Origin of the sequence: Klebsiella sp. 1SOBk5mer (assembly GCF_046603115.1) — a bacterium.
In the GTDB taxonomy this organism is placed as follows: Bacteria; Pseudomonadota; Gammaproteobacteria; order Enterobacterales; family Enterobacteriaceae; genus Klebsiella; species Klebsiella quasipneumoniae.
In genome coordinates, this window is the sequence record NZ_JBKIUU010000004.1 from 49,734 (window position 1) to 76,544 (window position 26,811).

The window sequence follows — 26,811 nt, forward strand, 5'->3', positions numbered from 1 at the left end:
ATTGAGCCTTTCAACGACGATCAGAAGGGCTTGTTTATGCTTCAAAGCAATGAATACTTTGACGGAAAAGTGAAATCCATTGGCTTCACCAGCAGCAGTACCGGTCGCGCCAGCGTTGGCGTGATGGCGGAAGGGGAATACACCTTTGGTACGGCGCAGCCGGAAGAGATGACGGTGGTCAGCGGGGCGCTGAATGTCCTGCTGCCGGGTGAGACTGAGTGGAAAGTTTACGCCGCCGGCGAAGTCTTCAATGTGCCAGGCAACAGCGAATTCCATCTGCAGGTGGCTGAGCCAACCTCTTATCTGTGCCGCTATCTGTAAGCCAGCGTAACGCCCGGCGCTTGCCGCCGGGTTGTATTTTACCTTCCTGCCAGGCAGGAAGGAAAGCGGCGCTTAGCGCTGTGCTTCGCCGCCGAGCCCTTCCACCAGGCTTTGGATCAGGGCAGCCAGTTCGCCGGTCATTAAGATAAAGTCGGCGTCAAAGCGCTGGGCGAAATCTTCCCGATCGATATCTTCGTTTTGGTCGCGTAATTCATCGCAGAACTTGAGGCGCTTAATTGACGCGTCGTCGCAGATCACAAACTGAATACGCTGCTGCCAGTCCAGCGCCAGCTTGGTGACGACCTTCCCGGCCTCAATATGCACAGCGATTTCGTCGCTCACCAGATCCTGCTTCTTGGCGCGGATCACGCCGCCATCTTCCAGCATCGCTTTCAGCTCGGCTTCGTCCAGCAGCTGGAAGCCCTGCGCCACGGTGCCGGAGCGGACCCACTCGGTCAGCGTCAGCTCAATCGGATTCTCCAGGGTCAGCGGCACCACCGGCAGCGAGCCGAGGGTTTTACGCAGCAGGGCCAGGGTATCTTCCGCTTTCTTCGCGCTGGCGCAGTCCACCATGATCAGGCCGTTGACGGTGTCGATCCACATCATCGTCTGGCTGAAGCGGCTGAAGGCGCGCGGCAGCAGCGAGTGCAGCACTTCATCTTTCAGGGAATCTTTCTCAGTTTTCTTCAGCTTGCGCCCCTGATCGGCTTCCAGCTTCTGGATCTTCGCCTCCAGCGCCTGCTTGATCACCGGCGACGGCAGGATCTTTTCTTCTTTACGCGCGCAGATAATGATCTGGCCGTTCGCCGTATGCGTCAGCGCGTCGCTGTGCGATCCCATCGGCGATACCCAACCGGTTTTCGCCATATCCTGGCTGCCACAAGGGGTAAATGTCAGCTCGGCCAGCTGTTTTTCCATCTCCTCGGCGCGCAATTCGATATCGCGGCTGAGACGGTAAACCATTAAATTTTTGAACCACAGCATGATAATTTCCACGGCTTTGTCGTTAAATCAGGCGGGCATGATAGCGAATTGTCGCTATGCTTGCATTGTTAATCGGGGTGAGGAGCTGAGCGTGCGTATTGGTATTGATTTAGGTGGCACAAAAACCGAAGTGATAGCCCTGAGCGACCAGGGAGAGCAGCTGTTTCGCCATCGGTTACCCACGCCGCGGGAGGATTACCGGCAAACCATCGAGACTATCGCCACCCTGGTGGCGATGGCCGAGCAGGCGACCGGACAGCGTGGCACCGTGGGGATGGGGATCCCGGGCACGATTTCGCCCTATACCGGGGTGGTGAAAAACGCCAACTCGACCTGGCTCAACGGCCAGCCCTTTGATAAGGACCTCAGCCTGCGCCTCGACCGTGAAGTGCGGCTGGCTAACGACGCCAACTGTCTGGCGGTGTCGGAAGCGGTGGACGGCGCGGCGGCGGGGGCGCACACGGTGTTCGCGGTGATTATCGGCACCGGCTGCGGCGCGGGCGTGGCGCTCAACGGGCGGGCGCATATCGGCGGCAATGGTAACGCCGGCGAGTGGGGACATAACCCATTGCCGTGGATGAACGACGATGAGTTGCGCTACCGTGCGGAAGTGCCTTGCTACTGCGGTAAACAGGGATGTATCGAAACCTTTATCTCCGGCACCGGCTTTGCCACTGACTACCAGCGGCTGAGCGGCAAGGGGTTAACCGGCAGCGAGATTATGCGCCTGGTGGGGGAAGGTGACGAAAAAGCCGAACTGGCGCTGAGCCGCTACGAGCAGCGGCTGGCGAAATCGCTGGCCCACGTGGTGAATCTCCTCGACCCGGACGTTATCGTGTTGGGCGGCGGGATGAGCAACGTCGAGCGGCTGTATCAGACGGTGCCGGACCTGGTGAAACAGTGGGTCTTCGGCGGCGAGTGTGAAACGCCGATCCGCAAAGCGATGCACGGCGACTCCAGCGGAGTACGCGGCGCGGCATGGCTGTGGCCGCTCCAGGGGACCTGAACCGCTCCCCTTCACCCCGACCCTCTCGCTCCGGAAGAGGGTTAGGGTGAGGGGACATCGCAATGATTCAAACCTCACTCCACCGCAAACGCTCTGTCCAGCCGACTGTAGCCCAGACCATTGATCTTCTTCACTTTGATCTGCACCGGAATGCGATCTTTCATCGCCTCCACGTGGCTGATCACCCCGATGATCTTGCCGCTGGCGTTAAGCGCGTCCAGCGCGTCCAGCGCCGTGTCCAGCGTTTCGCTGTCGAGGGTGCCGAAGCCTTCATCAAGAAACAGGGAATCAATCCGCGTCTTATGGCTCACCAGATCTGACAGCGCCAGGGCCAGCGCCAGGCTGACGAGGAAACTTTCGCCACCGGAGAGGGTGCGGGTGTCGCGCACGGCGTCGGCCTGCCAGGTATCGACAACCTCCAGCTCCAGCGCTTCGCTGGCTTTGCGCTGCAGCAGATAGCGCCCGTGCAGGCGGTTAAGCTGCTGGTTTGCCAGCCAGACCAGATTATCCAGCGTCAGCCCCTGGGCGAATTTGCGGAACCGGTCGCCGGTGCTGGAGCCGATCAGCGAATTGAGATAGCCCCAGTCATCCGCCCGCTGCGCCGCCTCTGCAATCTGTCGCCCCAGCGCCTGCTGATGTTGACGGCTCTCTGTGTCCTGCCTGAGCTGCTGGCGGATCTCGCCCTGGCGGGTGGTGTTGTCCCGCAGCCGCTGCGCCAGGGCCTGCAGCTGGGTTTGCAGGGCGGGGATGTCCGCGTCCGTCCCTTGCGGACGCAGCGCCAGGTGCGCCTGCTGCTGACGGGTCGCCTGCTCGCAGAGCGCCGTCGCCTGCTGGCGCTGCTGCTCCAGCGTCTGTTTTAACCGCGTCAGCCGCTGGACGGTCTCGTCATCCAGCAGCGCGGCGAGAAACGCCTGCCGATCGCTAAAGCGGCTGGCGGCCAGGGCGGCGGTAAATTGCGCCTGCGACTGGTCCAGGCGCGCCTTCTCTTCGGTCTCCAGCTGCTGCTGGGCGACAAGCTGGCTGTGCAACGCCAGGCACTCCTCATGGATAGCGCGCCAGTTGTCGGGAACCACCGGCTCAGCTTCAGCCTCTGCCTCGTCGCTGGCTGGCAGCGTCTCCAGCAGCGGCTGCAGGGCGGCAATCTGCTCCTGAATGGCGCCATGCCGGGTCTGTTGCGCCTGCCACTGGGCAAATTCGCTTTCGCGAGCGTTCAGCCAGGCGGCTTCTGTCCCTTCTTCCGGCAGGTTGAGCGTCAGGGTCTGCAGGGCGCTCTCCAGCCCCTGGCGCGTGGCCGTCAGCTGCTGCTGAGCCTGGCGCGCCAGCGCCTCCTGATCGTTAAGCTGGCTCTGCAGCATCAGGCGCTGGCTGAGCTGGTAGAGCTGTTGCTCGTAGCGCTCCTGCTCCTGTATCCAGTCGTTTATCTCTTGCGCAATATCCCGCGTGACCTGAAGAGAGGCGCAGGTTTCCTGCCACGCTTTAGTGAGCGCTTGCTCTTCCTCAGCGAGCCGCCCGGCCGCTTCGGTTTCACGCTGGAGCTGCTGCGTCAGGGCGTTGACCTGCCCGAGGATCAGCAGACCTTCTTCTTTCAGCGCGGCGACCTCTTTTTCCAGCGCATCGCGGCGGCGCTGGTTATCCGTGACCGTCAGCGAGGCGTATTGTTCAATCGCCGGGTGTTCACAGGAGCCGCACAGCGGGCAGGGCTTACCGGCCTCAAGCCGGGCGCGGTAACCCTCCAGATCTTTAATCGTTTCTTCCCGCTGGCAGAGCGCCTTCAGGTCGAGATAGTGCTGGTTTTTGTCTTTGTACTGCTCCCGGCGCTGCGCCAGGGTGGCGTTGAGTTTTGCCTGCTCCGCCTGCGCCTGCTGTACGCTTTCGGCGTTCTGGCGCAGACGCTTGCGCAGCAGCTGATGCTGTTCATGAAGGGAGAGCAGCCGCTGGCGCAGCGGTCGCGACTGGGTTTGCTGCGCCATCGCCGCCGCAACGTCATCGGCGGTCAGCGACAGAGGGCTGGCCGGCAGATCGGCCAGCTTCTGGCGCAGCGCGGCCAGGCGGGTGGTCTGGGCCGTCAGCTGCTGTTTATCCCGAGTCAGCTGCGAAAATTGCGCCCGCCAGCCGGCGATCTCCTGGCCCCATAAGCGAAATCGCTCATGGGCCGCCAGCCACTGCGCCAGGTCGGCCAGTTCAGCCTGACGCTGCCGCTGGGCATGCACGGCGCTACGGCGAATGCGCGCGCGCAGCGCCGTGCTGGTAAGTAAGCGAGCATTCACTTCATTGATTCGCTGGCGGGTTTGCGCCAGGCCTGCCGCGTGCTCCTGTTGCCGCTCCCATAAGGGGCGCAACTGGGCGGCGGGCTGGGCCAGCTCAAGCCTGGCCAGCGCCGGCGCGGCGTCGGCCAGCGCCTGACGGGCCTGCTGCTGGCCGCTGACCGCCTGCTGCTGCTGCTGCGCCAGCTCATCGCGACGCGTTAGCCACTGAAGCTGCTGCTGCTGGTTTTGCTGCTGCGCCAGCAGGGCTTTCTCTTCGTCAGTAAGTACCTGCAAACTTTCCTGCAGCGCCTGCTGCTGGGCCTCCGTCAGCAGGACGATGCCCGCCGCCTGGGCTTCGAACTTCTCCAGCGTATGGCGAGCGGCTTTGTGCTGCTCATAGACCATCGCCGAAATCTGACCGTAGATTTCCGTGCCGGTCAGCTCCTCCAGCAGCTCCGCGCGATCGCTCGGCTTGGCGTTCAGAAAGGCGGCAAATTGCCCCTGGGAGAGCAGCATCGAGCGGGTGAAGCGGCCATAGTCGAGGCCGGTGAGCGTCGCGGTTTGCTCCAGCTTATCCGAGACCTTATCGGCGAGGATTTTGCCGTCGGCGCAGCGCGCCAGCTCGACGCGGGGCGCCTGCAGGTTGCCATCTGGCTGGTTACGCGCCCGGTTCTGGCTCCAGAAGGCGCGGTAGGCGATGCCTTTCACTTCAAACTCCACCTCCGCCAGACACTCGGCGGTATCGCGGGTCATCAGGTCATTTTGCGACTGGGAGACTTTATTCAGGCGCGGCGTCTCGTGATAGAGCGCGAGGCAAATGGCGTCGAGCAGAGTGGTTTTCCCGGCGCCGGTGGCGCCGGTAATGGCGAACAGGCCGTTGCTGGCGAACGGCTCGGCGGTAAAGTCTATCTTCCATTCCCCTTTCAGGGAGTTGAGGTTTTTCAGACGCAGACTGAGGATTTTCATGCGTTTTCGTCCTCCGCGGTGAGCGTATGCAGCGTATGAGCGAACAGCTCGTGCAGCCGGGCGCGCTTCTCATCGTCAATCTCGGTCAGCGCCAGCCGGCGCTCGAACACCTCTTCCACCTTCAGTTCGCTGAGGGTCTCCCGCTGGGCGTTGAGCAGTATTTTCTCGCGCTGCTCGCGGCTGCGGCGCACCAGCAAGACTTCCACCGGCAGATCTTCCGTCAGCGCCTGAATATGACGCTGAATATCGTGCAGGTACTCCTCGGTGGTGATTTCGATATCCAGCCACACCGGCGGGTCCTGTTCAACGCCGCGCCACTGCGCCAGCTGGGCGGTGATGGCGGCCAGATCGCCTTTGATGACCGCCAGCGGCTGGGTGACGGGCACCTCAAGGGTCTCCACGGCGCTGAGTCGCCCATCGCTAAAGCTCACCAGATGCACCGATTTCGCTTTGCCGGTTTCATCAAAGCTCAGCGGCAGCGGCGAGCCGCTATAGCGGATGTGCTCGCAGCCGCCAACCACCTGCGCCCGGTGAATATGGCCCAGCGCAATGTAGTCGGCAGGGGGGAAGTGCTGCGCCGGGAAGGCATCCAGCGTGCCAATATAAATGTCGCGAACGGCATCGCTTTTGCTGGCGCCGACGGTGGTCAGATGGCCGCTGGCAATCACGGGCAGCGGCCGATCGCCGCGCAGGGCGCAGGCCTGCTGATACTGCTCCTGATAATAGTCGCTGATGGCGTGCAGCAGCTGCTGCTGTTTTTCCCGACCGGAGTGGCCGGCCTGGCTGGTGACCAGCTCGCGCGGGCGTAAAAACGGCACCGGGCAGAAGATAGCGCCTGGGGTGCCGTCGCGCCGCGGCAGCTCAATGGGCGGGCAGCCGGCGTTCGCCACGACGGTGGTGTGTAAAAAGGCGAGGATATCGCGGGATTCATTGAGCATCGCCACCGAATCGTGGTTGCCCGCCAGCACCACCAGGCGACAGCCGGTCTGCTGCAGCTGGACGACAAAGCGGTTATACAGTTCGCGAGCGTAGCTTGGCGGCGATCCGGTATCAAAAATATCGCCGGCCACGATGATGGCGTCGACTTCATGCTCCTGCGCGCGGGCCAGCAGCCAGGTCAGGAAGGCGTCATGTTCGGCCGCACGGCTTTTGCTGTAAAAATTCTGGCCCAGGTGCCAGTCGGAGGTGTGAAGGATGCGCATAAATCTTCCCTAGCGAAAAAAGCATGAGCGGCAGTATACCATTTGTCGGAGAGGGGTAAGTCCGCGTCATGCTTCAAAATACCCGATCGTCAGACGGTCATTTTTTTCATAAATCTGTCACAAAAGTGACGCATAATGACGCCGCACTTCTATACTGATGGCTAAAAAACACAGGGTAAATAATGGCGAGAAGAATTCTGGTCGTTGAAGATGAAGCTCCAATCCGCGAAATGGTCTGCTTTGTTCTGGAGCAAAATGGCTTTCAGCCTGTCGAAGCGGAAGATTATGACAGCGCGGTGAATCAACTCAATGAACCCTGGCCTGATTTGATTCTCCTTGACTGGATGCTGCCGGGCGGTTCGGGGCTGCAGTTTATTAAGCTGCTCAAGCGCGAGGCGATGACCCGGGATATTCCGGTGGTGATGCTGACCGCGCGCGGAGAAGAAGAGGATCGCGTTCGCGGCCTGGAGACCGGGGCGGACGACTACATTACCAAGCCTTTCTCACCGAAGGAGCTGGTGGCGCGAATCAAAGCGGTGATGCGCCGTATTTCGCCGATGGCGGTGGAAGAGGTGATTGAAATGCAGGGGCTGAGCCTCGATCCCTCATCGCACCGGGTGATGACCGGCGAAAGTCCGCTGGACATGGGGCCAACGGAATTTAAATTATTGCACTTCTTTATGACCCATCCGGAGCGGGTGTACAGCCGCGAGCAGCTGCTGAACCACGTCTGGGGAACCAACGTCTATGTGGAAGACCGCACGGTAGACGTCCATATTCGCCGCCTGCGTAAAGCGCTGGAACACAGTGGCCATGATCGCATGGTGCAAACGGTTCGCGGCACGGGGTATCGTTTCTCCGCCCGTTTCTGAATTTTGACAGGAGTGTGACCCGTGCTGGAACGGCTGTCATGGAAAAGGCTGGCGCTGGAGCTCTTTTTAGCGTGTATTCCGGCCCTGATTCTGGGGGCGTTTGTGGGTCATTTGCCGTGGTTTTTACTGGCGGCAGTGACCGGTTTGTTGATTTGGCATTTCTGGAATTTGATGCGCCTGTCGTGGTGGCTGTGGGTGGACCGGAGCATGACCCCTCCGCCCGGCCGCGGCAGCTGGGAGCCGCTGCTGTATGGTCTGCACCAGATGCAGATGCGTAATAAAAAGCGTCGACGTGAGCTGGGAAGCCTGATCAAACGCTTTCGCAGCGGGGCGGAATCCCTGCCGGACGCGGTGGTCCTGACCACGGAAGAGGGGGCCATTTTCTGGTGTAACGGCCTGGCGCAGCAGATTTTAAACCTGCGCTGGCCGGACGACAGTGGGCAAAACATTCTTAACCTTCTGCGCTATCCTGAATTCGCCAACTACCTGAAACAGCGTGATTTTTCAAAGCCGCTCAATCTGGTGCTGAATAATGCCCGTCATCTGGAAATTCGCGTGATGCCCTACAGCGACAAACAGTGGCTGATGGTGGCGCGCGACGTGACGCAGATGCATCAGCTGGAAGGGGCGCGGCGTAACTTTTTCGCCAACGTCAGCCATGAGCTGCGCACCCCGCTGACGGTGCTGCAGGGCTATCTGGAGATGATGCAGGAGCAGGTGCTGGAAGGGGCGACCCGTGAAAAGGCCCTGCACACCATGCGTGAGCAAACCCAGCGTATGGAGGGGCTGGTGAAGCAGTTGCTCACGCTGTCGCGTATTGAAGCCGCGCCGGCGCTGGCGATGAATGACCGCATCGACGTGCCGATGATGCTGCGGGTCGTGGAGCGCGAGGCGCAGACCCTCAGCCAGGATAAGCAGACGCTGATTTTTACCGTCGATGAGCAGCTCAAGGTGCTGGGCAACGAGGAACAACTGCGCAGCGCCATTTCTAACCTGGTCTATAACGCGGTGAACCACACCCCGCCGGGCACCGAAATTCGCGTCAGCTGGCAGCGAACGCCCCAGGGGGCGCTGTTCAGCGTCGAGGATAATGGGCCGGGCATTGCGCCGGAGCATATTCCCCGTCTGACCGAGCGCTTCTATCGGGTGGATAAGGCTCGCTCCCGGCAAACGGGGGGCAGCGGCCTGGGGCTGGCGATCGTCAAACACGCGGTCAACCATCATGACAGCCGGCTGGAGATCGACAGCTCGGTGGGCAAGGGAACCCGTTTCAGCTTCCTGCTCCCGGAACGATTAATTGCCAGAAACGACGCCTGAGCGGCGCGCTGTCAGCTTATCTTGCCAATGACCAGCTTCGGCTGGTCATTTTCCCTGGCAGTCGTTTTTCTCTCGCCTATTTAATGAACGCGCGCTGCTTTTTTGTTCGCATGATAAGCCACGGGTTTTCCATCAATATGGTAAATGATTCTGGTGTTAAACTGATAACCAGCATAATCATCTGCTTTTGCGATCGTGCCTTGCTTTAAAACGTTATAAGCGTTTAAATTGCGCCTGCGCAGTCGATGACAGACTGCTTTTGCGTGGTAATACCAAAAACAATTCTTTCCCACGCCGCTTCGGGAGCATATCTCGCTGAGTTTACCGGCAATCGCCGCTGTATTGTCCCTGAGAGGGTAGCGCGGTATTTTTCCATTTTTTTACAACACCACATCCACAGGCAGTAATGAATTTATGACCCATCAGTTAAAATCTCGCGACATCATAGCGTTGGGCTTTATGACCTTCGCGTTGTTCGTTGGCGCAGGCAACATTATTTTCCCGCCGATGGTTGGCTTACAGGCGGGCGAGCACGTCTGGACGGCGGCGATCGGCTTCCTGATCACCGCGGTGGGTCTGCCGGTGCTGACGGTGGTGGCGCTGGCGAAAGTCGGCGGCGGCGTTGAAAGCCTGAGCACCCCGATTGGTAAAGTGGCTGGTATCCTGCTGGCGGTGGTGTGTTATCTCGCGGTGGGACCGCTGTTCGCGACCCCGCGCACCGCGACCGTCTCTTTTGAAGTCGGGATTGCGCCGCTGACCGGCGACGGCCCGCTGCCGCTGCTGATCTACAGCGTTATCTACTTCGCGCTGGTGATCCTGGTCTCGCTCTATCCGGGCAAACTGCTGGATACGGTGGGCAACTTCCTGGCGCCGCTGAAAATTATCGCCCTGATTGTGCTGGCGGTCGCCGCTATTGTCTGGCCGGCAGGCCCGATCAGCGACGCGCTGGAAGCGTATCGTACCGCGCCATTCTCCAATGGCTTCGTCAACGGCTACCTGACCATGGACACCCTTGGTGCGATGGTGTTCGGGATCGTGATTGTCAATGCCGCACGCTCCCGCGGCGTCAGCGAAGCGCGTCTGTTGACCCGCTACACCGTCTGGGCGGGCCTGATGGCAGGCGTCGGTCTGACCTTGCTGTATCTGGCGCTGTTCCGTCTGGGCTCTGATAGCGCCACCCTCGTGGACCAGTCCGCTAACGGCGCGGCGATCCTCCACGCCTACGTGCAGCATACCTTCGGCGGGGCGGGCAGCTTCCTGCTGGCGGCGCTGATCTTCATCGCCTGCCTGGTGACGGCGGTGGGCCTGACCTGCGCCTGCGCCGAATTCTTTGCCCAGTATCTGCCGTTCTCCTATCGCACGCTGGTCTTTATCCTCGGCCTGTTCTCGATGGCGGTCTCCAACCTCGGTCTGAGCCACCTGATTCAGGTGTCGATTCCGGTGCTGACCGCTATCTACCCGCCGTGTATCGCACTGGTTGTATTAAGCTTTACCCGCAGTTGGTGGCATAATTCGTCCCGTGTTATCGCGCCGGCCATGTTTATCAGTCTGATGTTTGGTATCATTGACGGGATTAAGTCATCGGCGTTTGCCGCTATCCTGCCGGCCTGGACCGCGCGTCTGCCGCTGGCGGAGCAGGGCCTGGCCTGGCTGATGCCGACCGCCGTGATGGCAATTCTCGCGGTGATCTGGGACCGTGCCGCCGGACGTCAGGTGACCTCCAGCGCGCACTAACCGGCGTTGAGGACAAGCGTTTAACCACGGGACTTCGGGTTCCGTGGTTTTTTATTTTTTGTGTTAAACGGCATTGAAAAACCACGATGGAAAGTAGTAACAAGCTTAAGCGCGGGCTAAGCACCCGGCACATTCGCTTTATGGCCCTGGGTTCCGCCATCGGCACCGGGCTTTTTTACGGTTCAGCCGACGCGATTAAAATGGCCGGACCCAGCGTACTGTTGGCCTACATTATCGGCGGCGTCGCGGCATATATCATTATGCGCGCGCTCGGTGAGATGTCGGTGCATAACCCTTCCGCCAGCTCATTCTCCCGCTATGCCCAGGAAAACCTCGGCGGACTGGCGGGGTATATCACCGGCTGGACCTACTGCTTTGAAATCCTGATTGTCGCCATCGCCGACGTCACCGCCTTCGGGATCTACATGGGCGTCTGGTTCCCGACGGTGCCGCACTGGATCTGGGTGCTCAGCGTGGTGCTGATCATCTGCGCCGTCAACCTGATGAGCGTCAAGGTATTTGGCGAGCTGGAGTTCTGGTTCTCGTTCTTCAAAGTGGCCACCATCATCATCATGATCCTCGCCGGGTTCGGCATCATTATCTGGGGGATCGGCAACGGCGGCCAGCCGACGGGGATTCATAACCTGTGGAGCAACGGCGGCTTCTTCAGCAACGGTTGGCTGGGAATGGTGATGTCGCTGCAGATGGTGATGTTCGCCTACGGCGGTATCGAAATCATCGGCATTACCGCCGGCGAGGCGAAAGATCCGGAGAAATCCATTCCACGCGCCATCAACTCAGTGCCGATGCGCATTCTGGTGTTCTATGTCGGCACGCTGTTCGTCATTATGTCTATCTATCCGTGGAACCAGGTGGGTACCGACGGCAGCCCCTTTGTCCTGACCTTCCAGCATCTGGGCATTACCTTCGCGGCCAGCATTCTTAACTTCGTGGTCCTGACGGCCTCGCTGTCGGCGATTAACTCCGACGTGTTCGGCGTGGGCCGTATGCTGCACGGCATGGCCGAGCAGGGGAGCGCGCCGAAGGTGTTCGCCAAAACCTCGCGTCGCGGTATTCCGTGGGTGACGGTGATGGTGATGACCATTGCGCTGCTGTTTGCGGTATACCTCAATTACATCATGCCGGAAAACGTCTTCCTGGTGATCGCCTCGCTGGCCACTTTCGCCACCGTGTGGGTGTGGATTATGATCCTGCTGTCGCAGATTGCCTTCCGCCGCCGTCTGTCGCCGGAGGAGGTCAAGGCCCTGAAATTCAAAGTCCCCGGCGGGGTGGCGACCACGGTTGTCGGCCTGGTGTTCCTGGCGTTTATTATCGCCCTGATCGGCTATCATCCGGACACCCGCATTTCGTTGTATGTCGGTATGGCGTGGATTGCGCTGCTGCTGCTGGGCTGGGTCTTTAAGACCCGTCGCGAGCGCCGCCTGGCGCAGGCTCAGTAATCGACATCGCCCCGGTCAGCATCGCGCGACCGGGGCGGCTTGCCGACCCGCGTCCTCCCCCGTTATCCTCCCCCAAAAAATCCTGTGACGATGAGTTCTGCGCCTGACGGCTATGGCAAGGTGTGCCCATTCTGCACAATGAGGATTCACGATGTTGAAGGCATGGCACCTTCCGGTTGCACCCTTTATCAAGGTGCAACAGGACCGACTGTTTATTACCCTGTGGTTAAGCGGTGAGTCGCTGCCGCAGCGGATCACGCTGCGCGCGGAAGAAGATAACGAAGAGCTGTCGCTGCCGATGCAGCGCCTCCGCCAGGCGCCGAGGCCGGGGGTGGTGGCATGGCGCGGTGAAATCCATCTCGCCAGCGGTCAGCCGCGCCGCCGCTACAGCTTTAAGCTGCTGTGGGCCGACCATCAGCGCTGGTTTACGCCGCAGGGCTTCAGCCGTTTTCCGCCGGCCAGGCTGGAGCAGTTCGCCGTCGACCTGCCGGACGCCGGCCCGCAGTGGGTGGCCGATCAGGTTTTCTATCAGATTTTCCCCGATCGCTTTGCCCGCAGCGCTGCGCGTGACGCCGAACAGGACGCGGTCTATTACCATCACGCGGCGGGACGGGAGATTGTGCGCAAGGCGTGGGACGAACCGCTTACCGGCGAGGCGGGCGGTTCGACCTTCTACGGCGGCGATCTCGACGGCATCAGCGAAAAACTGCCGTACCTGAAGCAGCTCGGCGTGACCGCCCTGTATCTGAACCCGGTCTTCGCCGCCCCCAGCGTGCATAAATATGACACAGAGGATTATCGGCGCGTCGATCCGCAGTTTGGCGGCGACGCGGCGCTGCTCCGCTTGCGCCATAACACCCAGCGGGCGGGAATGCGCATGATCCTCGACGGCGTGTTCAACCATACCGGCGATTCCCATCCCTGGTTCGACCGTCACCAGCAGGGCAGCGGCGGCGCCGGCCATCATCCGGACTCCCCGTGGCGCGACTGGTTTACCTTCTCCGGGGAGGGGCAGGCGCACAACTGGCTGGGTTATGCCAGTCTGCCGAAGCTCGACTATCGGTCGACCAGCCTGGTCAACGAGATCTATGCCGGCGAGGACAGCATCGTACGCCACTGGCTGAAGGCGCCGTGGAGCATGGACGGCTGGCGTCTGGATGTGGTGCATATGCTCGGCGAAGGCGGCGGGGCGCGAAATAACCTGCGGCATATCGCCGGCATCACCCAGGCGGCGAAGCAAACGCAGCCGGAAGCCTTTGTCTTTGGCGAACATTTTGGCGACGCGCGCCAGTGGCTGCAGGCGGATGCCGAAGATTCGGCAATGAACTACCGCGGCTTCACCTTCCCGATCTGGGGATTCCTTGCCAATACCGATATCTCTTACGATCCGCAGAAGATAGACGCCCAGACCTGTATGGCGTGGATGGATAATTATCGCGCCGGGCTGTCGCATCAGCAGCAGCTACGGATGTTCAATCAGCTCGACAGCCATGATACGGCGCGTTTTAAATCTCTCCTTGGCAAAGACGTAGCGCGCCTGCCGCTGGCGGTGGTGTGGCTGTTCAGCTGGCCGGGGGTACCGTGCATCTACTACGGCGACGAGGTGGGCGTGGATGGCAATAACGATCCGTTCTGCCGTAAACCGTTCCCGTGGGATCCGGCGCTGCAGGATACCCAGCTGCTGGCGCTGTATCAGCGGATGGCGAAACTGCGTAAAGCCCAGCAGGCGCTGCGCTACGGCGGGTGCCTGGTGATTTACGCCGAGGATAACGTGGTGGTGTTTGTCCGCGTCTATAAACAGCAGCGGGTGCTGGTGGCGATTAACCGCGGCGAAGCCTGCGAGGTGGTTATCGAGGATTCGCCGCTGCTGGACGTGGGGGCCTGGACGCTGCAGGAAGGCGCTGGCGTCTTCCATGACGGGGTGCTGACCCTCCCGGCTATCTCCGCCTGCGTCTGGTCAGGCCGTTAACGATAGAGCTGGCTCAGCAGGTCGTCGCGGAGGAGCGCCTCCCGCCACCAGCGCTGAGCCAGCCCGTCATTCCCGCTGCGCCAGGCCATGTAGGTGATATCTTTTTCCCGCCAGCAGGCGACGCTTTTCTCCACCAGACAGCCTTTTTCCAGCCACGGGCGGGCGATATGACGCGGCAGAAAGCCGCAGCCCAGCCCGGCGCACAGCAGTTCGACTTTGCTGGCGAAATCATCGACGCCGATTTGCGGTTGTTCATCAAGCAGGTTGCTGTTCAGCGGATGGCAATAGCGGGCGCTGTCGCGGATCACTACCGCCCGGTGCTGGCTGAGCTGCTTATTGCTGAGCGGCGCTTCCGCGCCGGCCAGCGGGTGGGTCGGGGCGACCACGAAAATGTTATCCAGCGCGCCAAGGGTTTGCCATGACCACTCGGCGGAGGTAGGCGGCTCATTGATGGCGCCGAGGATAATATCCGCGCCATGGTGGGTCAGCTCTTCCCACGAACCGGCGAGGGTGTGATGACTGAAGTTCAGCCGCGTCTGCGGGTTTTGCGCGTAGAACTCGGCGATCAGCGGCAGCAGGGCTGAAAAGGGAAACGAGGCGTCGAGGGCGATCGCCAGCTCTCGCTCCCAGCCGGCGCTTAGCTGCTGGGCCTGCTTTTCCAGATCTCTGGCGGCGCTCAACAGCTGGCGTCCTTTCTCGAGCATCAATCGCCCGGTATCGGTAAACTTCGCCCGGTGACCGGAGCGATCCAATAAGACAATGTCCAGATCGTTCTCCAGCTTCTGGATCATATAGCTCAGCGCGGCGGGGGTTTTATACAGCGACTCCGCGGCGGTGGCGAAGGATCCGTGTCGGTCCAGCGCATCAAGGATCATCAGAACATCAAAGTTTACGCGCATCAGGGGTTTCCATTAATTTATTTTCCCTTGTTGTACCTAAGCGCAATAATCAATGCCAGTGAATAAATCAGAACAGTTTGACGTAAAAATTTGATGAAAGCTGGCGTGAGTCAATACTAACCGCCGACAAAATATAAATCACAAAAAAACTTTAATAACTTGTTAGAAATAACTGGCTATACTCACCATGCTTTATCAGTCAGGATCTACACGACGCATTAACCATCATGTCATCTTTTTAACTCATTGATTAAGAAGGTATTTAATGTCTATTCGTGAACTGCTCGATCCCACTAATTCCGCCCTTATCTTTATTGATCATCAACCACAGATGTCATTTGGCGTGGCGAATATCGATCGCCAGACCCTCAAAAATAACACCGTGGCGCTGGCCAAAGCCGGCAAAATTTTTAATGTACCGGTGATTTACACTTCCGTAGAGACCAAAAGCTTCAGCGGTTATATCTGGCCGGAATTATTGGCCGTGCATCCTGACGTCAAGCCGATTGAGCGTACTTCAATGAACTCCTGGGAAGACGATGCCTTCGTTGCGGCGGTGAAAGCGACCGGCCGTAAAAAGCTGGTGATCTCCGCTCTGTGGACCGAAGTTTGCCTGACGTTTCCGGCGCTGATGGCCCTGGAGGCGGGCTACGAAGTGTATGTGGTCACCGATACCTCCGGCGGTACCTCTGTCGACGCCCATGAGCGTTCTATTGACCGGATGGTGCAGGCGGGTGCGGTGCCGGTGACCTGGCAGCAGGTGTTGCTGGAGTACCAGCGCGACTGGTCGCGCAAAGCGACTTACGATGCGGTCATGGACCTGGTGCGCGAACACAGCGGCGCCTACGGGATGGGCGTGGATTACGCTTATACCATGGTGCACGGCGCGCCAGAGCGTAAAGCGTAACTCACTTCATCCTTCAAGCTGCCTCTTTGTTGGCTGCGTTTGTCCGCCCCGACGCAGCATGAATGATGTTGTGCAGAGCCATTTATCGCTAATGGCAGGAGCAATCCTGCCATTCCCCTGAAGCAAGGAACTCTTTATGGCGCAGCAAAAATCGGTGACCCTGGTCATCAGCCATCTGCTCGATCCGCAACACGGCCAGCGCTACGAAGAGTGGCTCGGCAAAATCATGCCCATCGCGGCTGAATTTCCCGGCCATCTCGGGGCGAATGTGATCCGGCCCGCCGCAGGGCAGAATCTGTGGAGCGTGATTATCCGCTTCGACACCCTGGAGCATCTCTACGCCTGGACGCAGTCGGAAACCCGTCGTCAGCTGGTGGCGGAGATTGCCCCGCTGCTGACGGAGGGCGATCGGACGGAGGTGCGGACCGAGCCGGCCTTCTGGTTTACCCCGCCGGTGGCGAATGTGCGCCAGCCGCGGCGCTGGAAACAGTTTCTGATCACCCTGCTGGTGATTTTCCCCAGCACCAACCTGGTGCCGGCGGTGACCGGCATGCTGTTGCCGTCGCTTAAGGGGAGCCTGCTGCTGCACCTGATCAATGATGCCTGCGTGGTTGCGCTGGTGGTCTGGTTCTGGATGCCCATCGTGACCCGCCTGTTTGCTGGCTGGTTGAAGAAAAACTGAGTCAGCCTCCCCAAGGAGTGCGTTATGTCGCAAACTGCCACACTGATTCTGACCCACGGCCAGATTCATACCCTCGATCGCGCGAATCCGCTGGCGGAAGCCGTGGCCATCGCCGACGGAAAAATTGTTGCCACCGGAAGCCACGATCGGATCATGAGCTTTGCCGCCGAGGGGACGCAGATCGTCGATCTCAAAGGGCATACGGTGATCCCGGGCCTCAACGATTCTCACCTGCACCTGATCCGCGGTGGGTTGAACTACAACCTTGAGCTCCGCTGGGAGGGGGTGCCCTCGCTGGCCGATGCGCTGCGAATGCTCAAGGAGCAAGCGGATCGCACACCCTCCCCACAGTGGGTGCGGGTGGTCGGCGGCTGGAGCGAATTCCAGTTCGCCGAACGACGGATGCCGACCCTGGAAGAGCTAAACGACGCGGCGCCCGATACGCCGGTGTTTGTGCTGCATCTCTACGATCGCGCGCTGCTGAACCGCGCGGCGCTGAAAGCTGTGGGATATACCAAAGAGACGCCGGATCCGGCGGGCGGCGAGATCGTCCGCGATAGCCACGGCAACCCGACCGGGATGCTGATCGCCAAACCAAACGCCATGATCCTCTACGCCACCCTGGCCAAAGGGCCGAAGCTGCCGCTGGATCTGCAGGTGAACTCCACCCGCCAGTTTATGCGCGAGCTGAACCGGCTGGGGCTGACCAGCGCCATCGACGCCGGGGGCGGTTTCCAGAACTACCCTGAAGATTACGAAATTATCGAACAGCTGCACGCGAAAGAGCAAATGACCGTGCGCATCGCCTACAACCTGTTTACCCAGCGGCCGAAGCAGGAGCTGGAGGACTTCGAACGCTGGACCGACATGCTGAAGCCGGGGCAGGGGACCGACTTCTATCGCGCCAACGGCGCCGGCGAGATGCTGGTGTTTTCGGCGGCGGATTTTGAAGATTTCCTGCAGCCGCGGCCGGATCTGCCGCAAGGCATGGAGGATGAGCTGGAGCGGGTGGTGCGCCACCTGGTGGAACATCGCTGGCCGTTCCGCCTGCATGCCACCTACGACGAGTCCATCAGCCGGATGCTGGACGTGTTTGAGAAGGTGAACCGCGACATTCCGTTTAATGGCCTGCACTGGTTCTTCGACCATGCCGAGACCATTACCGAGCGCAACATTGAGCGGGTGAAGGCGCTGGGGGGCGGCATTGCGGTGCAGCACCGGATGGCCTTCCAGGGCGAATATTTTGTCGATCGCTACGGCAAAGAGGCGGTGAAACATACGCCGCCGGTGGCGAAAATGCTGGAGCTGGACGTACCGGTAGGGTTGGGAACCGATGCCACCCGCGTCGCCAGCTATAACCCGTGGACCGCGCTGTACTGGCTGGTCTCCGGGCGCACCGTCGGCGGGATGGCGATGTATGACGATAACAACCGGCTGCCGCGCGATGTCGCGCTGGAGCTGTGGACGGCGGGCAGCGCCTGGTTCTCCAGCGAGCAGGGGAAAAAGGGCCGTCTGGCCGCCGGTCAGCTTGCCGATCTGGTGGTGCTGTCGAAGGACTATTTCAGCGTCGCGGAAGAGGAGATCAAAGGCATTGAGTCGGTGCTGACGGTGGTTGACGGCAAAGTGGTGTATGCCGCCGGTCACTTCTCGCCGCTGGCGCCGCCGCCGATTCCGGTGCTGCCGGAGTGGTCGCCGGTGGCGAAGGTCCCGGGCCATTACCGTTCCGCTCCGCCGACCGCCGCGAAAATCGGCGCGATCGTGCAGATGCACCAGTGCTGCGGGAGCTGCGGCGTTCACGGCCATCAGCATGATATCGCGCGGAAATCGTCGATCCCGGTTGCCGACGAGCAGGCCTTCTGGGGCGTGCTGGGCTGCTCCTGCTTTGCCTTCTGAGGCCTGACGCCTCCGCCCCGGTAGCTAAGGGGCGGAGGTCTCAGCCACCTTTCCCGCATCAATAGCGCTGCTGTGAGCCAAATAGCGCCATGCGGCGGGCAATCATCTCGCGTACCGGCTGCAGTCCCTGGGCGATCACTTTCCGCGGATCGTTCACATCGTGCCCGGTGTCGGCAGCGAAGATCGCCTTCACCTGCTGGCACCAGGCGTACATATTTTCGGTATTAACGTTAATCTTGGCGGTGCCGCAGGCAATCGCCCGGCGCATATCCTCATCGGCAATACCGGTGCCGCCATGCAGTACCAGCGGAACCTTCACCCGCTCGGCAATGGCTTTCATCTCGCTAAATCCCAGCCTGGCTTTGCCTTTATACAGGCCATGGGTGGAGCCCAGCGCGGCGGCGAGGCAGTCCACCTGGGTTTCTGTCACCAGGGTGTAGCACTCCTGCGGATCGGCATAGATGACTTCGGAATTGACAATGCCGTCTTCGCTACCGGCGATAGTCCCCAGTTCGGCCTCCACGGAGATACCTTTGCTGTGCGCCAGCGTCACCAGGTGGCGGGTAATGGCCAGGTTTTCCCTGAACGGCAGATGCGAGCCATCAAACATAATGGAACTGAAGCCGGCGGCGATCGCCGCTTCGCAGGCCTCCCGGGTGGTGCCATGATCCAGATGCAGCGCCACCGGAACATCAATATGTAAATACTCCATGGCGTTAACCACGATGTCATGAATACATTTTAACCCGAGCATATGCTTAACCGTGCCGCCGGACACGCCCAAAATAACCGGTGAGCGGCACTGCTGGGCGGTGCTTAATACGGCGCCAACCCATTCCAGATTATTAATGTTGAACTGACCGACGGCGTAGCCGTCCCTCAGGGCATGCTGAAGCATGTCCTTCATCGACACTAACATATTCACCTCTTGATATTTATTAAATACAGTTATTCTTCAAAATATTGCTTTAAGTTTCTCTCGTAGCTATTTAACGAGTGGTGGACGACCGCCAGGTCCGGCATAGATTCCCGTACCCCTTTTTTTTCAATAGAAATGGCGGCGGTGAGGCTGGCAAATAAAATAATATTATCTATGTGCCATGAATAGTGGACGCCATAGGTGAAGGCGCCGTGAAATACATCCCCGGCTCCGGTGGTATCCACGGCATTGCACAGCCAGGAAGGAACGATCTGCAGCATACCGCTTTTTAAAAAAGCGCAGCCTTTTTCGCCAAGGGTAATAAATGCCTCGCCGCGGCAAATTTTATTCAGCTCAATCAGCGCTGCTTTAATTTCTGCTTCGGTGCTCAGCGAGCGATAGCTCATATAGTCGCGGGCAAAATGTTCGCTCACCACAAAATAGTCGGTCCAGGCCGCCAGTTTAATATTGCTGGCACGCAGTGACCCACCGTCCATCACGACTCTGGCGTTGGGCAGTTTCTTAATTAAATATTCACTGATTTCCGCCTCATGGCCGTCAATTAAAATAGTGACTGGCTCCTCGGCGGCAATCAGTCGCTCGGCGAGATCGTCCAGTTTGAGCTTTTGATCGTAGGTCAGGGAAGGCGGTGTTTGCATCTTGCGGGTAATAATCGTCCGCGAACCCGTTAAGCGATTGACGAGCACCGAGGCCAGCGGGGTGATCATGTCATCGGAGAAAACCACCTGGCTGGTATCCACGCCCGCTTCGGCAAACTCATCGATAATGCGCTGACCGTAAAGATCCTGATGCAGATGGCCGATGTAATAGACCTCCTCCCCCCATAATCCCAGCAGCCAGGCCGCATTGGCCGCCGGGCCGCCGCCGCTTTCGATAAAATCATGACAAAAGTTTTTAGTATTCTCCTGGGGCCATTCATTGAGAAAGAAAAACTGATCGAAACAAGCAAATCCAATGGACAAAATAGCCATAACCACTCCTGATTATTTGTCAGCGGCGGGAAGCTTGACCGTCCCGCCGGGAAAAATGACCTCGCTTATTCATTTTTCTGCTTGGCGATAAGCTCCTCATAGCTGAGCGTGTTGCCCACCACCCGTACCTGACGGAAGCAGAAAGGCGCCAGCAGCGCGACGAGCAGCGCCAGACAAATCAGGTAGATAGTGACCTGGCCAAACTGGGTAAACGCGTTACCGATAATGATGCCCCACACCGCGAAGTCGAAATCGGCGAAGGTGCTGTTTTCAAACCCGAGGTTGCCGAGCGCCGGCAGCAGCATCGCCGGCAGGAAGGCCAGGAAGATCCCGCCGATAAAGGCGGCGATGATACAACCGCGCTTACCGCCCAGCTTGTCGGCAAAGACCCCGGAGGTACCGCCGCAGAAGAAGTGCGGCACCATGCCGGGAATAATCAGCGCCATGCCCAGACCGCCGAGCATGAGCATCCCGACCAGCCCGCCCACAAAGGAGCTGATGAATCCCACCACCACCGCGGTGGGGCTAAAGGTAAAGAACACCGCGCAGTCAACGGCCGGGATGGAGTCCGGGATCAGTTTCTGGCTGATGCCCTGGAATGCCGGCACCAGATCGCCCAGGATCAAGCGCACGCCGTTGTAGACAATGGCTACGCCAACGGCGAACTGCAGACCGGTCAGCACGGAGAAGATCAGCATGTTCTGGTCGGTGATGGTGCTCAGGTACGCCGACCCGGCGACAGCGCTGCAGATAAAGTAGATAACAAACATCACGATACCGGTGGTGACGGTGGTATCGCGCAGAAAACCCCATTTCTCTGAGATTTCGGTATCGGCGAAGGAGTTTGCCGGATTACCGGTCCGACTGGCGATCCACGCCGAGAGGTAGTAGCCCAGAGAGCCGAAATGGCCCATGGCGATCCCGCCGTCCTCGGTCACCTGCCTGGTGTAACGCTGGCCAATGGCGGGGGAGATGGCCGACCATGAGCCCAGCAGGAATCCGCCGATCAGGATCAACATCCAGCCCTGGAACTCCGCCGCCTGCAGGACGGCGGAGAACAGGCAGGCGAGAAAGAATGAGTGATGACCGGTGAGAAAGATATATTTATATTTTGTGCAGCGGGCAATGATCAGATTGAAAATAAAGCCCAACAGCAAAATACTCATGGTTTCCACGCCCAGCATCTTCTGGGCGACGGAGACAATGGCTTCATTGTTCGGAATAACGCCGCGGATATTAAATCCCGCTTCGATAATGCCGCCCAACGGGTTGAGATTGGCAACGATAACGCCTGCGCCAGCGCTCAACATCAAATAGCCTAAAATCGGCTTTAATGTGCCGGTAAGGAGTTTGTTGCCGGGGGAGCGCAGCGCCACTAAGCCAACGAAGGCGATAAGCCCCATTAAAAAAGCGGGTTGACTGAATATTTCCGTTAAGAAACTAAGAATAGCCTGCATGGTCGTTCCCTCTATGCTGATTAAGAGTGAGTCGCAGCAATTTTCATCAGCGCGTCGGTAATATCCTCGGCGATTTTTGCTTTATGGACATAGCTGCGAATAATGGCGACATGACAGTGGGCCGGAAATTGATTTGCCAGTTCTTTGATCGTGACATAAAGGTCGGCTTTTTCCCCGACGGCGTTAGCAAAATCGACCGAGGCGACGTCCGCTTTGATACCTAATTCTTCACAAATCTTCTTCACATTATTCGCAGCCATCAATGAACTGCCAATACCGTTACCACAAACCGTTCTGATAACTAACATAATGACTACTCCATTTGTTTTTGGATGAAATGTAAGACTGAATTCACGTCAGTTTCCTGCTGAAGAAAGGTCACGATATCTGACTCGATCAGCGAGGCTATCAGTTGGATCATTTTGATATGACTGTCAGCATCGGCGCCGGCGATGGCGATGGCGACGGTAACCGGATCGAACTCATCGTGGCCGAAGGTCACTGGCGTGGCGGTGGTGACAAGCGAAAATCCGGTCTGCAATGCCCCTTTTTCCGGGCGGGCGTGCGGCATGGCAATCCCGTCATCTATCACGATGGCGGCGCCAAAATCTTCGTATACCGTCAGCATCTCGTTGACATATTCGGCGCTGCAAATCTGATGCCTGGCGAGTAATGAACCCGCCAGTTCGATGGCCTCTTCCGCATGGGAAATATTCTGCTTCAGGGCGATTAACGTCGGGTCAAAAATAATATCCATTCTCTTCTCCTGAACGTATTCCTGTTCCTGAGTAAAATCATGACCAAATACATTGATAAAAATGATGGATGAGATCACATCCGCGGTTTTAAATATTGATGGCGATCACATCGACGGCAAAGTGCTGGCAGAAAACCATATAAATAATTTATATGATTTTCAGTTGGTTACGGAGTGATTGAGATTTGGTGCTGAAATTTGACAGAGAAAAAATGAGAGGCAGAGCGAAATTTTTCGGCAGAAGTGTATTCCTGGTCACAAATATCGCCGGGTCATTTTCCTAAATTTTGACGTCGCTAACAAAAAAGGCCCGCCTGAGCGAGCCTTTTATAAAAACGTGTGCCGATTACAGGCTGGAGACGTTTTCGGTCAGGTATTTTGCAACGCCTTCCGGAGAGGCAGCCATACCTTCTTTTCCTTTTTCCCACTGCGCCGGGCAAACTTCGCCGTGCTCTTCGTGGAACTGCAGCGCGTCAACCATGCGCAGCATTTCGTCGATGTTACGGCCCAGCGGCAGGTCGTTAACCACCTGGTGGCGAACCACGCCGTTAGCGTCGATCAGGAAGGAACCACGCAGAGCAACGCCTTCGTCCGGATGCTCGATACCGTAAGCTTTCTGGATTTCACGTTTGATGTCAGCAACCATCGCGTATTTAACCGGGCCGATACCGCCCTGGTCTACCGGGGTGTTACGCCATGCGTTGTGCACGAACTCGGAGTCGAAGGAAACGCCAACCACTTCCACGCCGCGTTTCTGGAATTCTTCGTAACGTTTGTCGAACGCGATCAGCTCAGACGGGCAAACGAAGGTGAAGTCCATCGGCCAGAAGAACAGAACGGTAGGTTTACCGTTGGTGTGCTGTTTGAAATTGAATTTCTCAACGATCTCACCATTACCCAGCACAGCGGCTGCAGTAAAATCCGGCGCTTGACGAGTGACCAGAACCATTTGATTCTCCTGTAATTACTAAGGTTATTTAAAACGCAACGCCGGCAAGTATAGAGCCTGTCCGCCAATAACACAAAGAGGCACCGACAATCGTTCAGCCAGCTTTTACCTATCAATGTCGCAGCGATTACAGCTGTTTGTTTTTCGCCTGACGCATCATCTGCGGATAAAAGCGCCAGAACTGCCCCTCCAGCCGGTCATAGTGGGTATCCAGATCCTGCCAGGAGTCGCGCAGCGCCTCGAGACGCGGGCGGCGGCTGGCCATGCCGTTAAGCACGCGCTGAATAAAATCCATCTCCTGATAGCGCTCCAGCCAGCGCTCCGACCACAGATATTGGTTGAGATTGACGAAGCGGGGCGGCGAGTCGGGCAGGATGGGGACGATCTGCCGCTCGGCGTAGCGCACGAACTCCTCCAGCGGCAGGTCAGGGGAGAGCTGCGCCCAGTGCTGCGACAGGAAATGATCCCACATGACGTCGAGGGTGATCGGGGCGACGCGGCGGGTCTGCGGGCGAAACCACTCCCGCGCCTCTTTGACTTCCGCCAGGTTGTCAGTCAGCACGTCAATCCGCCGATGCATATAGATGCCGTCAACAATCTCCGCCGGATAGTCGCCCTGCGGGTTGCCGCGCACAAAGTCGGCCATCAGATTGCCGGGCAGCGAACTGTCGGCGAGATGGGCCAGGTGCAGGTGGGCGAGAAAATTCATAGTGACGACATCCTTCAAATACTTTCTGGCGGGCAGAGTGAGCGGTGTAGCGCTGCGCGTCGCCCTGAACGGCAGCCCCGGTGCCCGGATGGCGTGCTGTCTGGCCGCGCGCGGCCCTCTGCCACCGGTGATGCATTCGGCTGCCGCATGGCGGCATTCGGAATGATTTGGAATATAGATTATGTCATTCATCCGGAGGGGTAAAGGTTGCAGGCAGACCGCCCCGGCACTAGACTACCCGCCTCTTTATTCAGTCTGAGTTATCGTCATGCGCGTTACCGATTTTGCTTTTGAACTACCCGAATCCCTGATCGCCCACTATCCGATGCCTGAGCGCAGTAGCTGCCGCTTACTCTCCCTGGACGGGCCGACGGGCGCGCTGACGCATGGCACCTTCACCGACATCCTCGATAAGCTCAATCCCGGCGATCTGCTGGTGTTTAACAACACCCGGGTGATCCCGGCGCGTCTGTTCGGCCGCAAGGCCAGCGGCGGCAAGATTGAAGTGCTGGTGGAGCGGATGCTGGATGATAAGCGCATCCTCGCCCATATTCGCGCCTCGAAAGCGCCGAAGCCGGGCGCCGAGCTGCTGCTGGGCGACGACGAGAGCATTCAGGCCACTATGCTGGCGCGTCACGGCGCGCTGTTTGAAGTGGAATTTAACGACGAGCGCCCGGTGCTGGAGATCCTAAACGGGATCGGCCATATGCCGCTGCCGCCCTACATTGATCGCCCGGACGAAGACGCTGACCGCGAGCTCTATCAAACCGTCTACGGTACCCGGCCGGGCGCGGTAGCCGCCCCGACCGCGGGTCTGCACTTCGACGAACCGCTGCTGGATAAACTGCGCGCTAAAGGCGTTGAGATGGCGTTTGTCACCCTGCACGTGGGCGCGGGTACCTTCCAGCCGGTGCGCGTCGACAGCATTGAAGAGCACACTATGCACTCAGAATATGCGGAAGTGCCGCAGGAGGTGGTTGATGCGGTGCTGGCGGCGAAAGCGCGCGGCAATCGCGTGATCGCGGTGGGCACCACCTCGGTACGCTCGCTGGAGAGCGCGGCGCAGGCGGCGAAAGACGCCCTGATCGCGCCGTTCTTCGACGATACGCAGATTTTCATCTATCCGGGTTATCAGTACCAGGTGATCGATGCGCTGGTGACCAACTTCCATCTCCCTGAATCCACACTGATTATGCTGGTGTCGGCGTTTGCGGGTTATCAGCACACCATGAACGCCTATAAGGTAGCGGTGGAGCAGAAATATCGCTTTTTTAGCTACGGGGATGCGATGTTTATCACGTACAATCCGCAGGCTATTTCTGAGCGTCCCTGAAAAGGCCGGCCCGCCGGCTTTTGGCACGCCATGACGCATTTTTAGCCACGGAATCATTCCGTGGCGAGTATCAAAACGTCGGACTGTTTTTCTGACGCAGGAGCAAGCATGAAATTTGAACTGGATACCACCGACGGTCGCGCCCGCCGCGGTCGCCTGGTGTTTGAGCGCGGCGTGGTGGAAACACCGGCCTTTATGCCCGTTGGCACCTACGGCACCGTCAAAGGGATGACGCCGGAAGAGGTGGAAGCCACCGGCGCGCAGATTATTCTCGGCAACACCTTCCACCTGTGGCTGCGCCCGGGTCAGGAGATCATGAAGCTGCACGGCGATCTGCACGATTTTATGCAGTGGAAAGGACCGATCCTGACCGACTCCGGCGGCTTCCAGGTGTTCAGCCTTGGCGATATCCGTAAGATCACCGAGCAGGGCGTCCACTTCCGTAACCCGATCAACGGCGATCCGATTTTCCTCGATCCGGAAAAATCCATGGAGATTCAGTACGATCTCGGTTCCGACATCGTGATGATCTTCGACGAATGTACGCCGTACCCGGCGGACTGGGATTACGCCAAGCGCTCGATGGAGATGTCTCTGCGCTGGGCGAAGCGCAGCCGCGACCGTTTCGATAGCCTTGGCAATAAAAATGCGCTGTTCGGCATCATTCAGGGCAGCGTTTACGAAGATTTACGTGATATCTCGGTGAAAGGTCTGGTAGAGATTGGCTTTGATGGCTACGCTGTCGGCGGTTTGGCGGTCGGCGAGCCGAAGGAAGACATGCACCGTATTCTGGAGCACGTCTGCCCGCAGATCCCGGCCGATAAACCACGATACCTGATGGGCGTCGGGAAGCCGGAAGATCTGGTGGAAGGGGTACGTCGCGGTATCGATATGTTCGACTGCGTCATGCCGACGCGCAACGCGCGTAACGGCCACCTGTTCGTCACCGACGGCGTGGTGAAAATCCGCAACGCGAAGCACAAAAGCGATACCGCGCCGCTGGACGCCGAGTGTGATTGCTATACATGTCGCAATTATTCACGCGCTTACTTGCATCACCTTGACCGTTGCAACGAAATATTGGGCGCGCGTCTCAATACCATTCATAACCTGCGCTACTATCAGCGTTTAATGGCTGGTTTACGCAAGGCTATCGAAGAGGGTAAATTAGAGAGCTTCGTGACCGATTTTTACCAACGTCAGGGGCGCACCGTGCCTCCTTTGAACGTTGATTAAT

Annotated in this window: 24 protein-coding genes and 1 pseudogene; 14 read left to right on the top strand and 11 right to left on the bottom strand. The window is 58.8% G+C overall.

Annotation, left to right across the window (positions count from 1 at the left end):
- The first annotated feature begins 36 nt into the window (after positions 1 to 36).
- Positions 37 to 321, top strand: a complete 285-nt coding sequence (gene ppnP, locus ACLH1U_RS11255) for a pyrimidine/purine nucleoside phosphorylase (protein WP_002890284.1) — start codon at positions 37 to 39, stop codon at positions 319 to 321.
- Between the two features lie 72 nt (positions 322 to 393).
- On the opposite strand, the gene rdgC is transcribed toward ppnP, so the two are convergent.
- Positions 394 to 1,305 carry a recombination-associated protein RdgC gene (gene rdgC / locus ACLH1U_RS11260; protein WP_002890285.1) on the bottom strand — a complete coding sequence of 304 codons (912 nt, stop codon included), beginning with the start codon at positions 1,303 to 1,305 and terminating at the stop codon, positions 394 to 396.
- A gap of 91 nt (positions 1,306 to 1,396) precedes the next feature.
- Here rdgC and mak point away from each other — a divergent pair, with 91 nt between their 5' ends.
- Positions 1,397 to 2,311: a fructokinase gene (gene mak, locus ACLH1U_RS11265; RefSeq protein WP_411299248.1), complete on the top strand. Its 915-nt coding sequence runs from the start codon at positions 1,397 to 1,399 to the stop codon at positions 2,309 to 2,311.
- Between the two features lie 74 nt (positions 2,312 to 2,385).
- On the opposite strand, the gene sbcC is transcribed toward mak, so the two are convergent.
- Both sbcC and sbcD read right to left on the bottom strand, forming a co-directional pair.
- Positions 2,386 to 5,523: an exonuclease subunit SbcC gene (sbcC, locus tag ACLH1U_RS11270; protein ID WP_411299249.1), complete on the bottom strand. Its 3,138-nt coding sequence runs from the start codon at positions 5,521 to 5,523 to the stop codon at positions 2,386 to 2,388.
- Positions 5,520 to 6,725: an exonuclease subunit SbcD gene (gene sbcD / locus ACLH1U_RS11275; RefSeq protein WP_023288580.1), complete on the bottom strand. Its 1,206-nt coding sequence runs from the start codon at positions 6,723 to 6,725 to the stop codon at positions 5,520 to 5,522. The genes sbcC and sbcD overlap by 4 nt, the downstream gene beginning before the upstream one ends.
- A 182-nt stretch (positions 6,726 to 6,907) precedes the next feature.
- On the opposite strand from sbcD, the gene phoB reads away from it, so the two are divergent.
- From phoB to malZ, 5 genes are all read left to right on the top strand, one after another.
- On the top strand, positions 6,908 to 7,597 hold the full coding sequence (phoB, locus tag ACLH1U_RS11280) for a phosphate response regulator transcription factor PhoB (RefSeq protein ID WP_004204861.1): 690 nt from the start codon (positions 6,908 to 6,910) through the stop codon (positions 7,595 to 7,597).
- 21 nt (positions 7,598 to 7,618) lie between these two features.
- Positions 7,619 to 8,914 (top strand): phosphate regulon sensor histidine kinase PhoR, encoded by a 1,296-nt coding sequence (phoR, locus tag ACLH1U_RS11285; protein ID WP_085551222.1) that lies wholly within the window; start codon positions 7,619 to 7,621, stop codon positions 8,912 to 8,914.
- A gap of 414 nt (positions 8,915 to 9,328) precedes the next feature.
- Positions 9,329 to 10,648, top strand: coding sequence for a branched-chain amino acid transporter carrier protein BrnQ (brnQ, locus tag ACLH1U_RS11290; RefSeq protein ID WP_023288582.1), 1,320 nt, complete (start codon positions 9,329 to 9,331; stop codon positions 10,646 to 10,648).
- An 86-nt stretch (positions 10,649 to 10,734) separates the two neighbouring features.
- Entirely contained in the window at positions 10,735 to 12,108 is a 1,374-nt protein-coding gene (proY, locus tag ACLH1U_RS11295) for a proline-specific permease ProY (protein ID WP_023288583.1), read from the top strand.
- A gap of 151 nt (positions 12,109 to 12,259) precedes the next feature.
- Positions 12,260 to 14,077 (top strand): maltodextrin glucosidase, encoded by a 1,818-nt coding sequence (gene malZ / locus ACLH1U_RS11300; protein WP_032453576.1) that lies wholly within the window; start codon positions 12,260 to 12,262, stop codon positions 14,075 to 14,077.
- On the opposite strand, the gene ACLH1U_RS11305 is transcribed toward malZ, so the two are convergent.
- Complete coding sequence (locus tag ACLH1U_RS11305; RefSeq protein ID WP_023288585.1) at positions 14,074 to 14,976, bottom strand: LysR substrate-binding domain-containing protein; 903 nt, start codon at positions 14,974 to 14,976, stop codon at positions 14,074 to 14,076. The two genes, malZ and ACLH1U_RS11305, sit on opposite strands and share 4 nt — an antisense overlap.
- Positions 14,977 to 15,241: 265 nt before the next feature.
- Here ACLH1U_RS11305 and ACLH1U_RS11310 point away from each other — a divergent pair, with 265 nt between their 5' ends.
- The 3 genes from ACLH1U_RS11310 (at position 15,242) to ACLH1U_RS11320 (ending at position 18,458) form a co-directional block, all read left to right on the top strand.
- Complete coding sequence (locus tag ACLH1U_RS11310) at positions 15,242 to 15,883, top strand: hydrolase (RefSeq protein ID WP_002890357.1); 642 nt, start codon at positions 15,242 to 15,244, stop codon at positions 15,881 to 15,883.
- Positions 15,884 to 16,019: 136 nt separating this feature from the next.
- Entirely contained in the window at positions 16,020 to 16,565 is a 546-nt protein-coding gene (locus ACLH1U_RS11315; RefSeq protein WP_023288586.1) for an antibiotic biosynthesis monooxygenase, read from the top strand.
- Between the two features lie 24 nt (positions 16,566 to 16,589).
- Entirely contained in the window at positions 16,590 to 18,458 is a 1,869-nt protein-coding gene (locus ACLH1U_RS11320; RefSeq protein WP_032453577.1) for an amidohydrolase, read from the top strand.
- A gap of 58 nt (positions 18,459 to 18,516) precedes the next feature.
- Here ACLH1U_RS11320 and fba read toward each other — a convergent pair whose 3' ends face one another.
- The 5 genes from fba to ACLH1U_RS11345 all read right to left on the bottom strand — a co-directional run bounded on the left by fba (position 18,517) and on the right by ACLH1U_RS11345 (position 22,583).
- Entirely contained in the window at positions 18,517 to 19,371 is an 855-nt protein-coding gene (fba, locus tag ACLH1U_RS11325) for a class II fructose-1,6-bisphosphate aldolase (RefSeq protein ID WP_072199152.1), read from the bottom strand.
- A 35-nt stretch (positions 19,372 to 19,406) separates the two neighbouring features.
- Positions 19,407 to 20,369, bottom strand: coding sequence for a carbohydrate kinase family protein (locus ACLH1U_RS11330; RefSeq protein ID WP_032453579.1), 963 nt, complete (start codon positions 20,367 to 20,369; stop codon positions 19,407 to 19,409).
- 65 nt (positions 20,370 to 20,434) lie between these two features.
- The gene (locus ACLH1U_RS11335) at positions 20,435 to 21,826 is read right to left on the bottom strand and encodes a PTS ascorbate transporter subunit IIC (RefSeq protein WP_044521232.1); all 1,392 of its coding nucleotides are present in this window, start codon (positions 21,824 to 21,826) and stop codon (positions 20,435 to 20,437) included.
- A 20-nt stretch (positions 21,827 to 21,846) separates the two neighbouring features.
- Positions 21,847 to 22,134 (bottom strand): PTS sugar transporter subunit IIB, encoded by a 288-nt coding sequence (locus ACLH1U_RS11340; RefSeq protein WP_017898931.1) that lies wholly within the window; start codon positions 22,132 to 22,134, stop codon positions 21,847 to 21,849.
- A gap of 5 nt (positions 22,135 to 22,139) precedes the next feature.
- Entirely contained in the window at positions 22,140 to 22,583 is a 444-nt protein-coding gene (locus ACLH1U_RS11345; protein WP_411299250.1) for a PTS sugar transporter subunit IIA, read from the bottom strand.
- A 55-nt stretch (positions 22,584 to 22,638) separates the two neighbouring features.
- Between ACLH1U_RS11345 and ACLH1U_RS11350 the strand changes: the two genes are divergently transcribed.
- A complete protein-coding gene (locus ACLH1U_RS11350; RefSeq protein WP_180812785.1) occupies positions 22,639 to 22,761 on the top strand; it encodes a hypothetical protein in 123 nt (40 codons plus the stop codon).
- Between the two features lie 168 nt (positions 22,762 to 22,929).
- Here ACLH1U_RS11350 and ACLH1U_RS11355 read toward each other — a convergent pair whose 3' ends face one another.
- Both ACLH1U_RS11355 and acpH read right to left on the bottom strand, forming a co-directional pair.
- Positions 22,930 to 23,532 carry a peroxiredoxin gene (locus tag ACLH1U_RS11355; protein ID WP_004178733.1) on the bottom strand — a complete coding sequence of 201 codons (603 nt, stop codon included), beginning with the start codon at positions 23,530 to 23,532 and terminating at the stop codon, positions 22,930 to 22,932.
- A 127-nt stretch (positions 23,533 to 23,659) separates the two neighbouring features.
- Positions 23,660 to 24,241 (bottom strand): ACP phosphodiesterase, encoded by a 582-nt coding sequence (gene acpH, locus ACLH1U_RS11360; protein WP_023288592.1) that lies wholly within the window; start codon positions 24,239 to 24,241, stop codon positions 23,660 to 23,662.
- An 88-nt stretch (positions 24,242 to 24,329) separates the two neighbouring features.
- Between acpH and ACLH1U_RS11365 the strand changes: the two are divergent.
- From ACLH1U_RS11365 to tgt, 3 genes and pseudogenes are all read left to right on the top strand, one after another.
- A pseudogene (locus ACLH1U_RS11365) lies at positions 24,330 to 24,445 on the top strand (hypothetical protein).
- A 64-nt stretch (positions 24,446 to 24,509) separates the two neighbouring features.
- A complete protein-coding gene (gene queA, locus ACLH1U_RS11370) occupies positions 24,510 to 25,574 on the top strand; it encodes a tRNA preQ1(34) S-adenosylmethionine ribosyltransferase-isomerase QueA (protein ID WP_004204841.1) in 1,065 nt (354 codons plus the stop codon).
- Positions 25,575 to 25,682: 108 nt separating this feature from the next.
- Positions 25,683 to 26,810 (top strand): tRNA guanosine(34) transglycosylase Tgt, encoded by a 1,128-nt coding sequence (tgt, locus tag ACLH1U_RS11375; protein ID WP_002890395.1) that lies wholly within the window; start codon positions 25,683 to 25,685, stop codon positions 26,808 to 26,810.
- Position 26,811: the final 1 nt, after the last annotated feature.

Excerpts from the sequence above, each read along its gene's own strand:
- ppnP (WP_002890284.1), top strand. The coding sequence starts at position 37 with ATGCTTCAAAGCAATGAATACTTTGACGGAAAAGTGAAATCCATTGGC.
- rdgC (WP_002890285.1), bottom strand. The coding sequence starts at position 1,305 with ATGCTGTGGTTCAAAAATTTAATGGTTTACCGTCTCAGCCGCGATATC.
- sbcC (WP_411299249.1), bottom strand. The coding sequence starts at position 5,523 with ATGAAAATCCTCAGTCTGCGTCTGAAAAACCTCAACTCCCTGAAAGGG.
- sbcD (WP_023288580.1), bottom strand. The coding sequence starts at position 6,725 with ATGCGCATCCTTCACACCTCCGACTGGCACCTGGGCCAGAATTTTTAC.
- phoB (WP_004204861.1), top strand. The coding sequence starts at position 6,908 with ATGGCGAGAAGAATTCTGGTCGTTGAAGATGAAGCTCCAATCCGCGAA.
- brnQ (WP_023288582.1), top strand. The coding sequence starts at position 9,329 with ATGACCCATCAGTTAAAATCTCGCGACATCATAGCGTTGGGCTTTATG.
- proY (WP_023288583.1), top strand. The coding sequence starts at position 10,735 with ATGGAAAGTAGTAACAAGCTTAAGCGCGGGCTAAGCACCCGGCACATT.
- malZ (WP_032453576.1), top strand. The coding sequence starts at position 12,260 with ATGTTGAAGGCATGGCACCTTCCGGTTGCACCCTTTATCAAGGTGCAA.
- ACLH1U_RS11305 (WP_023288585.1), bottom strand. The coding sequence starts at position 14,976 with ATGCGCGTAAACTTTGATGTTCTGATGATCCTTGATGCGCTGGACCGA.
- ACLH1U_RS11310 (WP_002890357.1), top strand. The coding sequence starts at position 15,242 with ATGTCTATTCGTGAACTGCTCGATCCCACTAATTCCGCCCTTATCTTT.
- ACLH1U_RS11315 (WP_023288586.1), top strand. The coding sequence starts at position 16,020 with ATGGCGCAGCAAAAATCGGTGACCCTGGTCATCAGCCATCTGCTCGAT.
- ACLH1U_RS11320 (WP_032453577.1), top strand. The coding sequence starts at position 16,590 with ATGTCGCAAACTGCCACACTGATTCTGACCCACGGCCAGATTCATACC.
- ACLH1U_RS11330 (WP_032453579.1), bottom strand. The coding sequence starts at position 20,369 with ATGGCTATTTTGTCCATTGGATTTGCTTGTTTCGATCAGTTTTTCTTT.
- ACLH1U_RS11335 (WP_044521232.1), bottom strand. The coding sequence starts at position 21,826 with ATGCAGGCTATTCTTAGTTTCTTAACGGAAATATTCAGTCAACCCGCT.
- ACLH1U_RS11340 (WP_017898931.1), bottom strand. The coding sequence starts at position 22,134 with ATGTTAGTTATCAGAACGGTTTGTGGTAACGGTATTGGCAGTTCATTG.
- ACLH1U_RS11345 (WP_411299250.1), bottom strand. The coding sequence starts at position 22,583 with ATGGATATTATTTTTGACCCGACGTTAATCGCCCTGAAGCAGAATATT.
- ACLH1U_RS11355 (WP_004178733.1), bottom strand. The coding sequence starts at position 23,532 with ATGGTTCTGGTCACTCGTCAAGCGCCGGATTTTACTGCAGCCGCTGTG.
- acpH (WP_023288592.1), bottom strand. The coding sequence starts at position 24,241 with ATGAATTTTCTCGCCCACCTGCACCTGGCCCATCTCGCCGACAGTTCG.
- queA (WP_004204841.1), top strand. The coding sequence starts at position 24,510 with ATGCGCGTTACCGATTTTGCTTTTGAACTACCCGAATCCCTGATCGCC.
- tgt (WP_002890395.1), top strand. The coding sequence starts at position 25,683 with ATGAAATTTGAACTGGATACCACCGACGGTCGCGCCCGCCGCGGTCGC.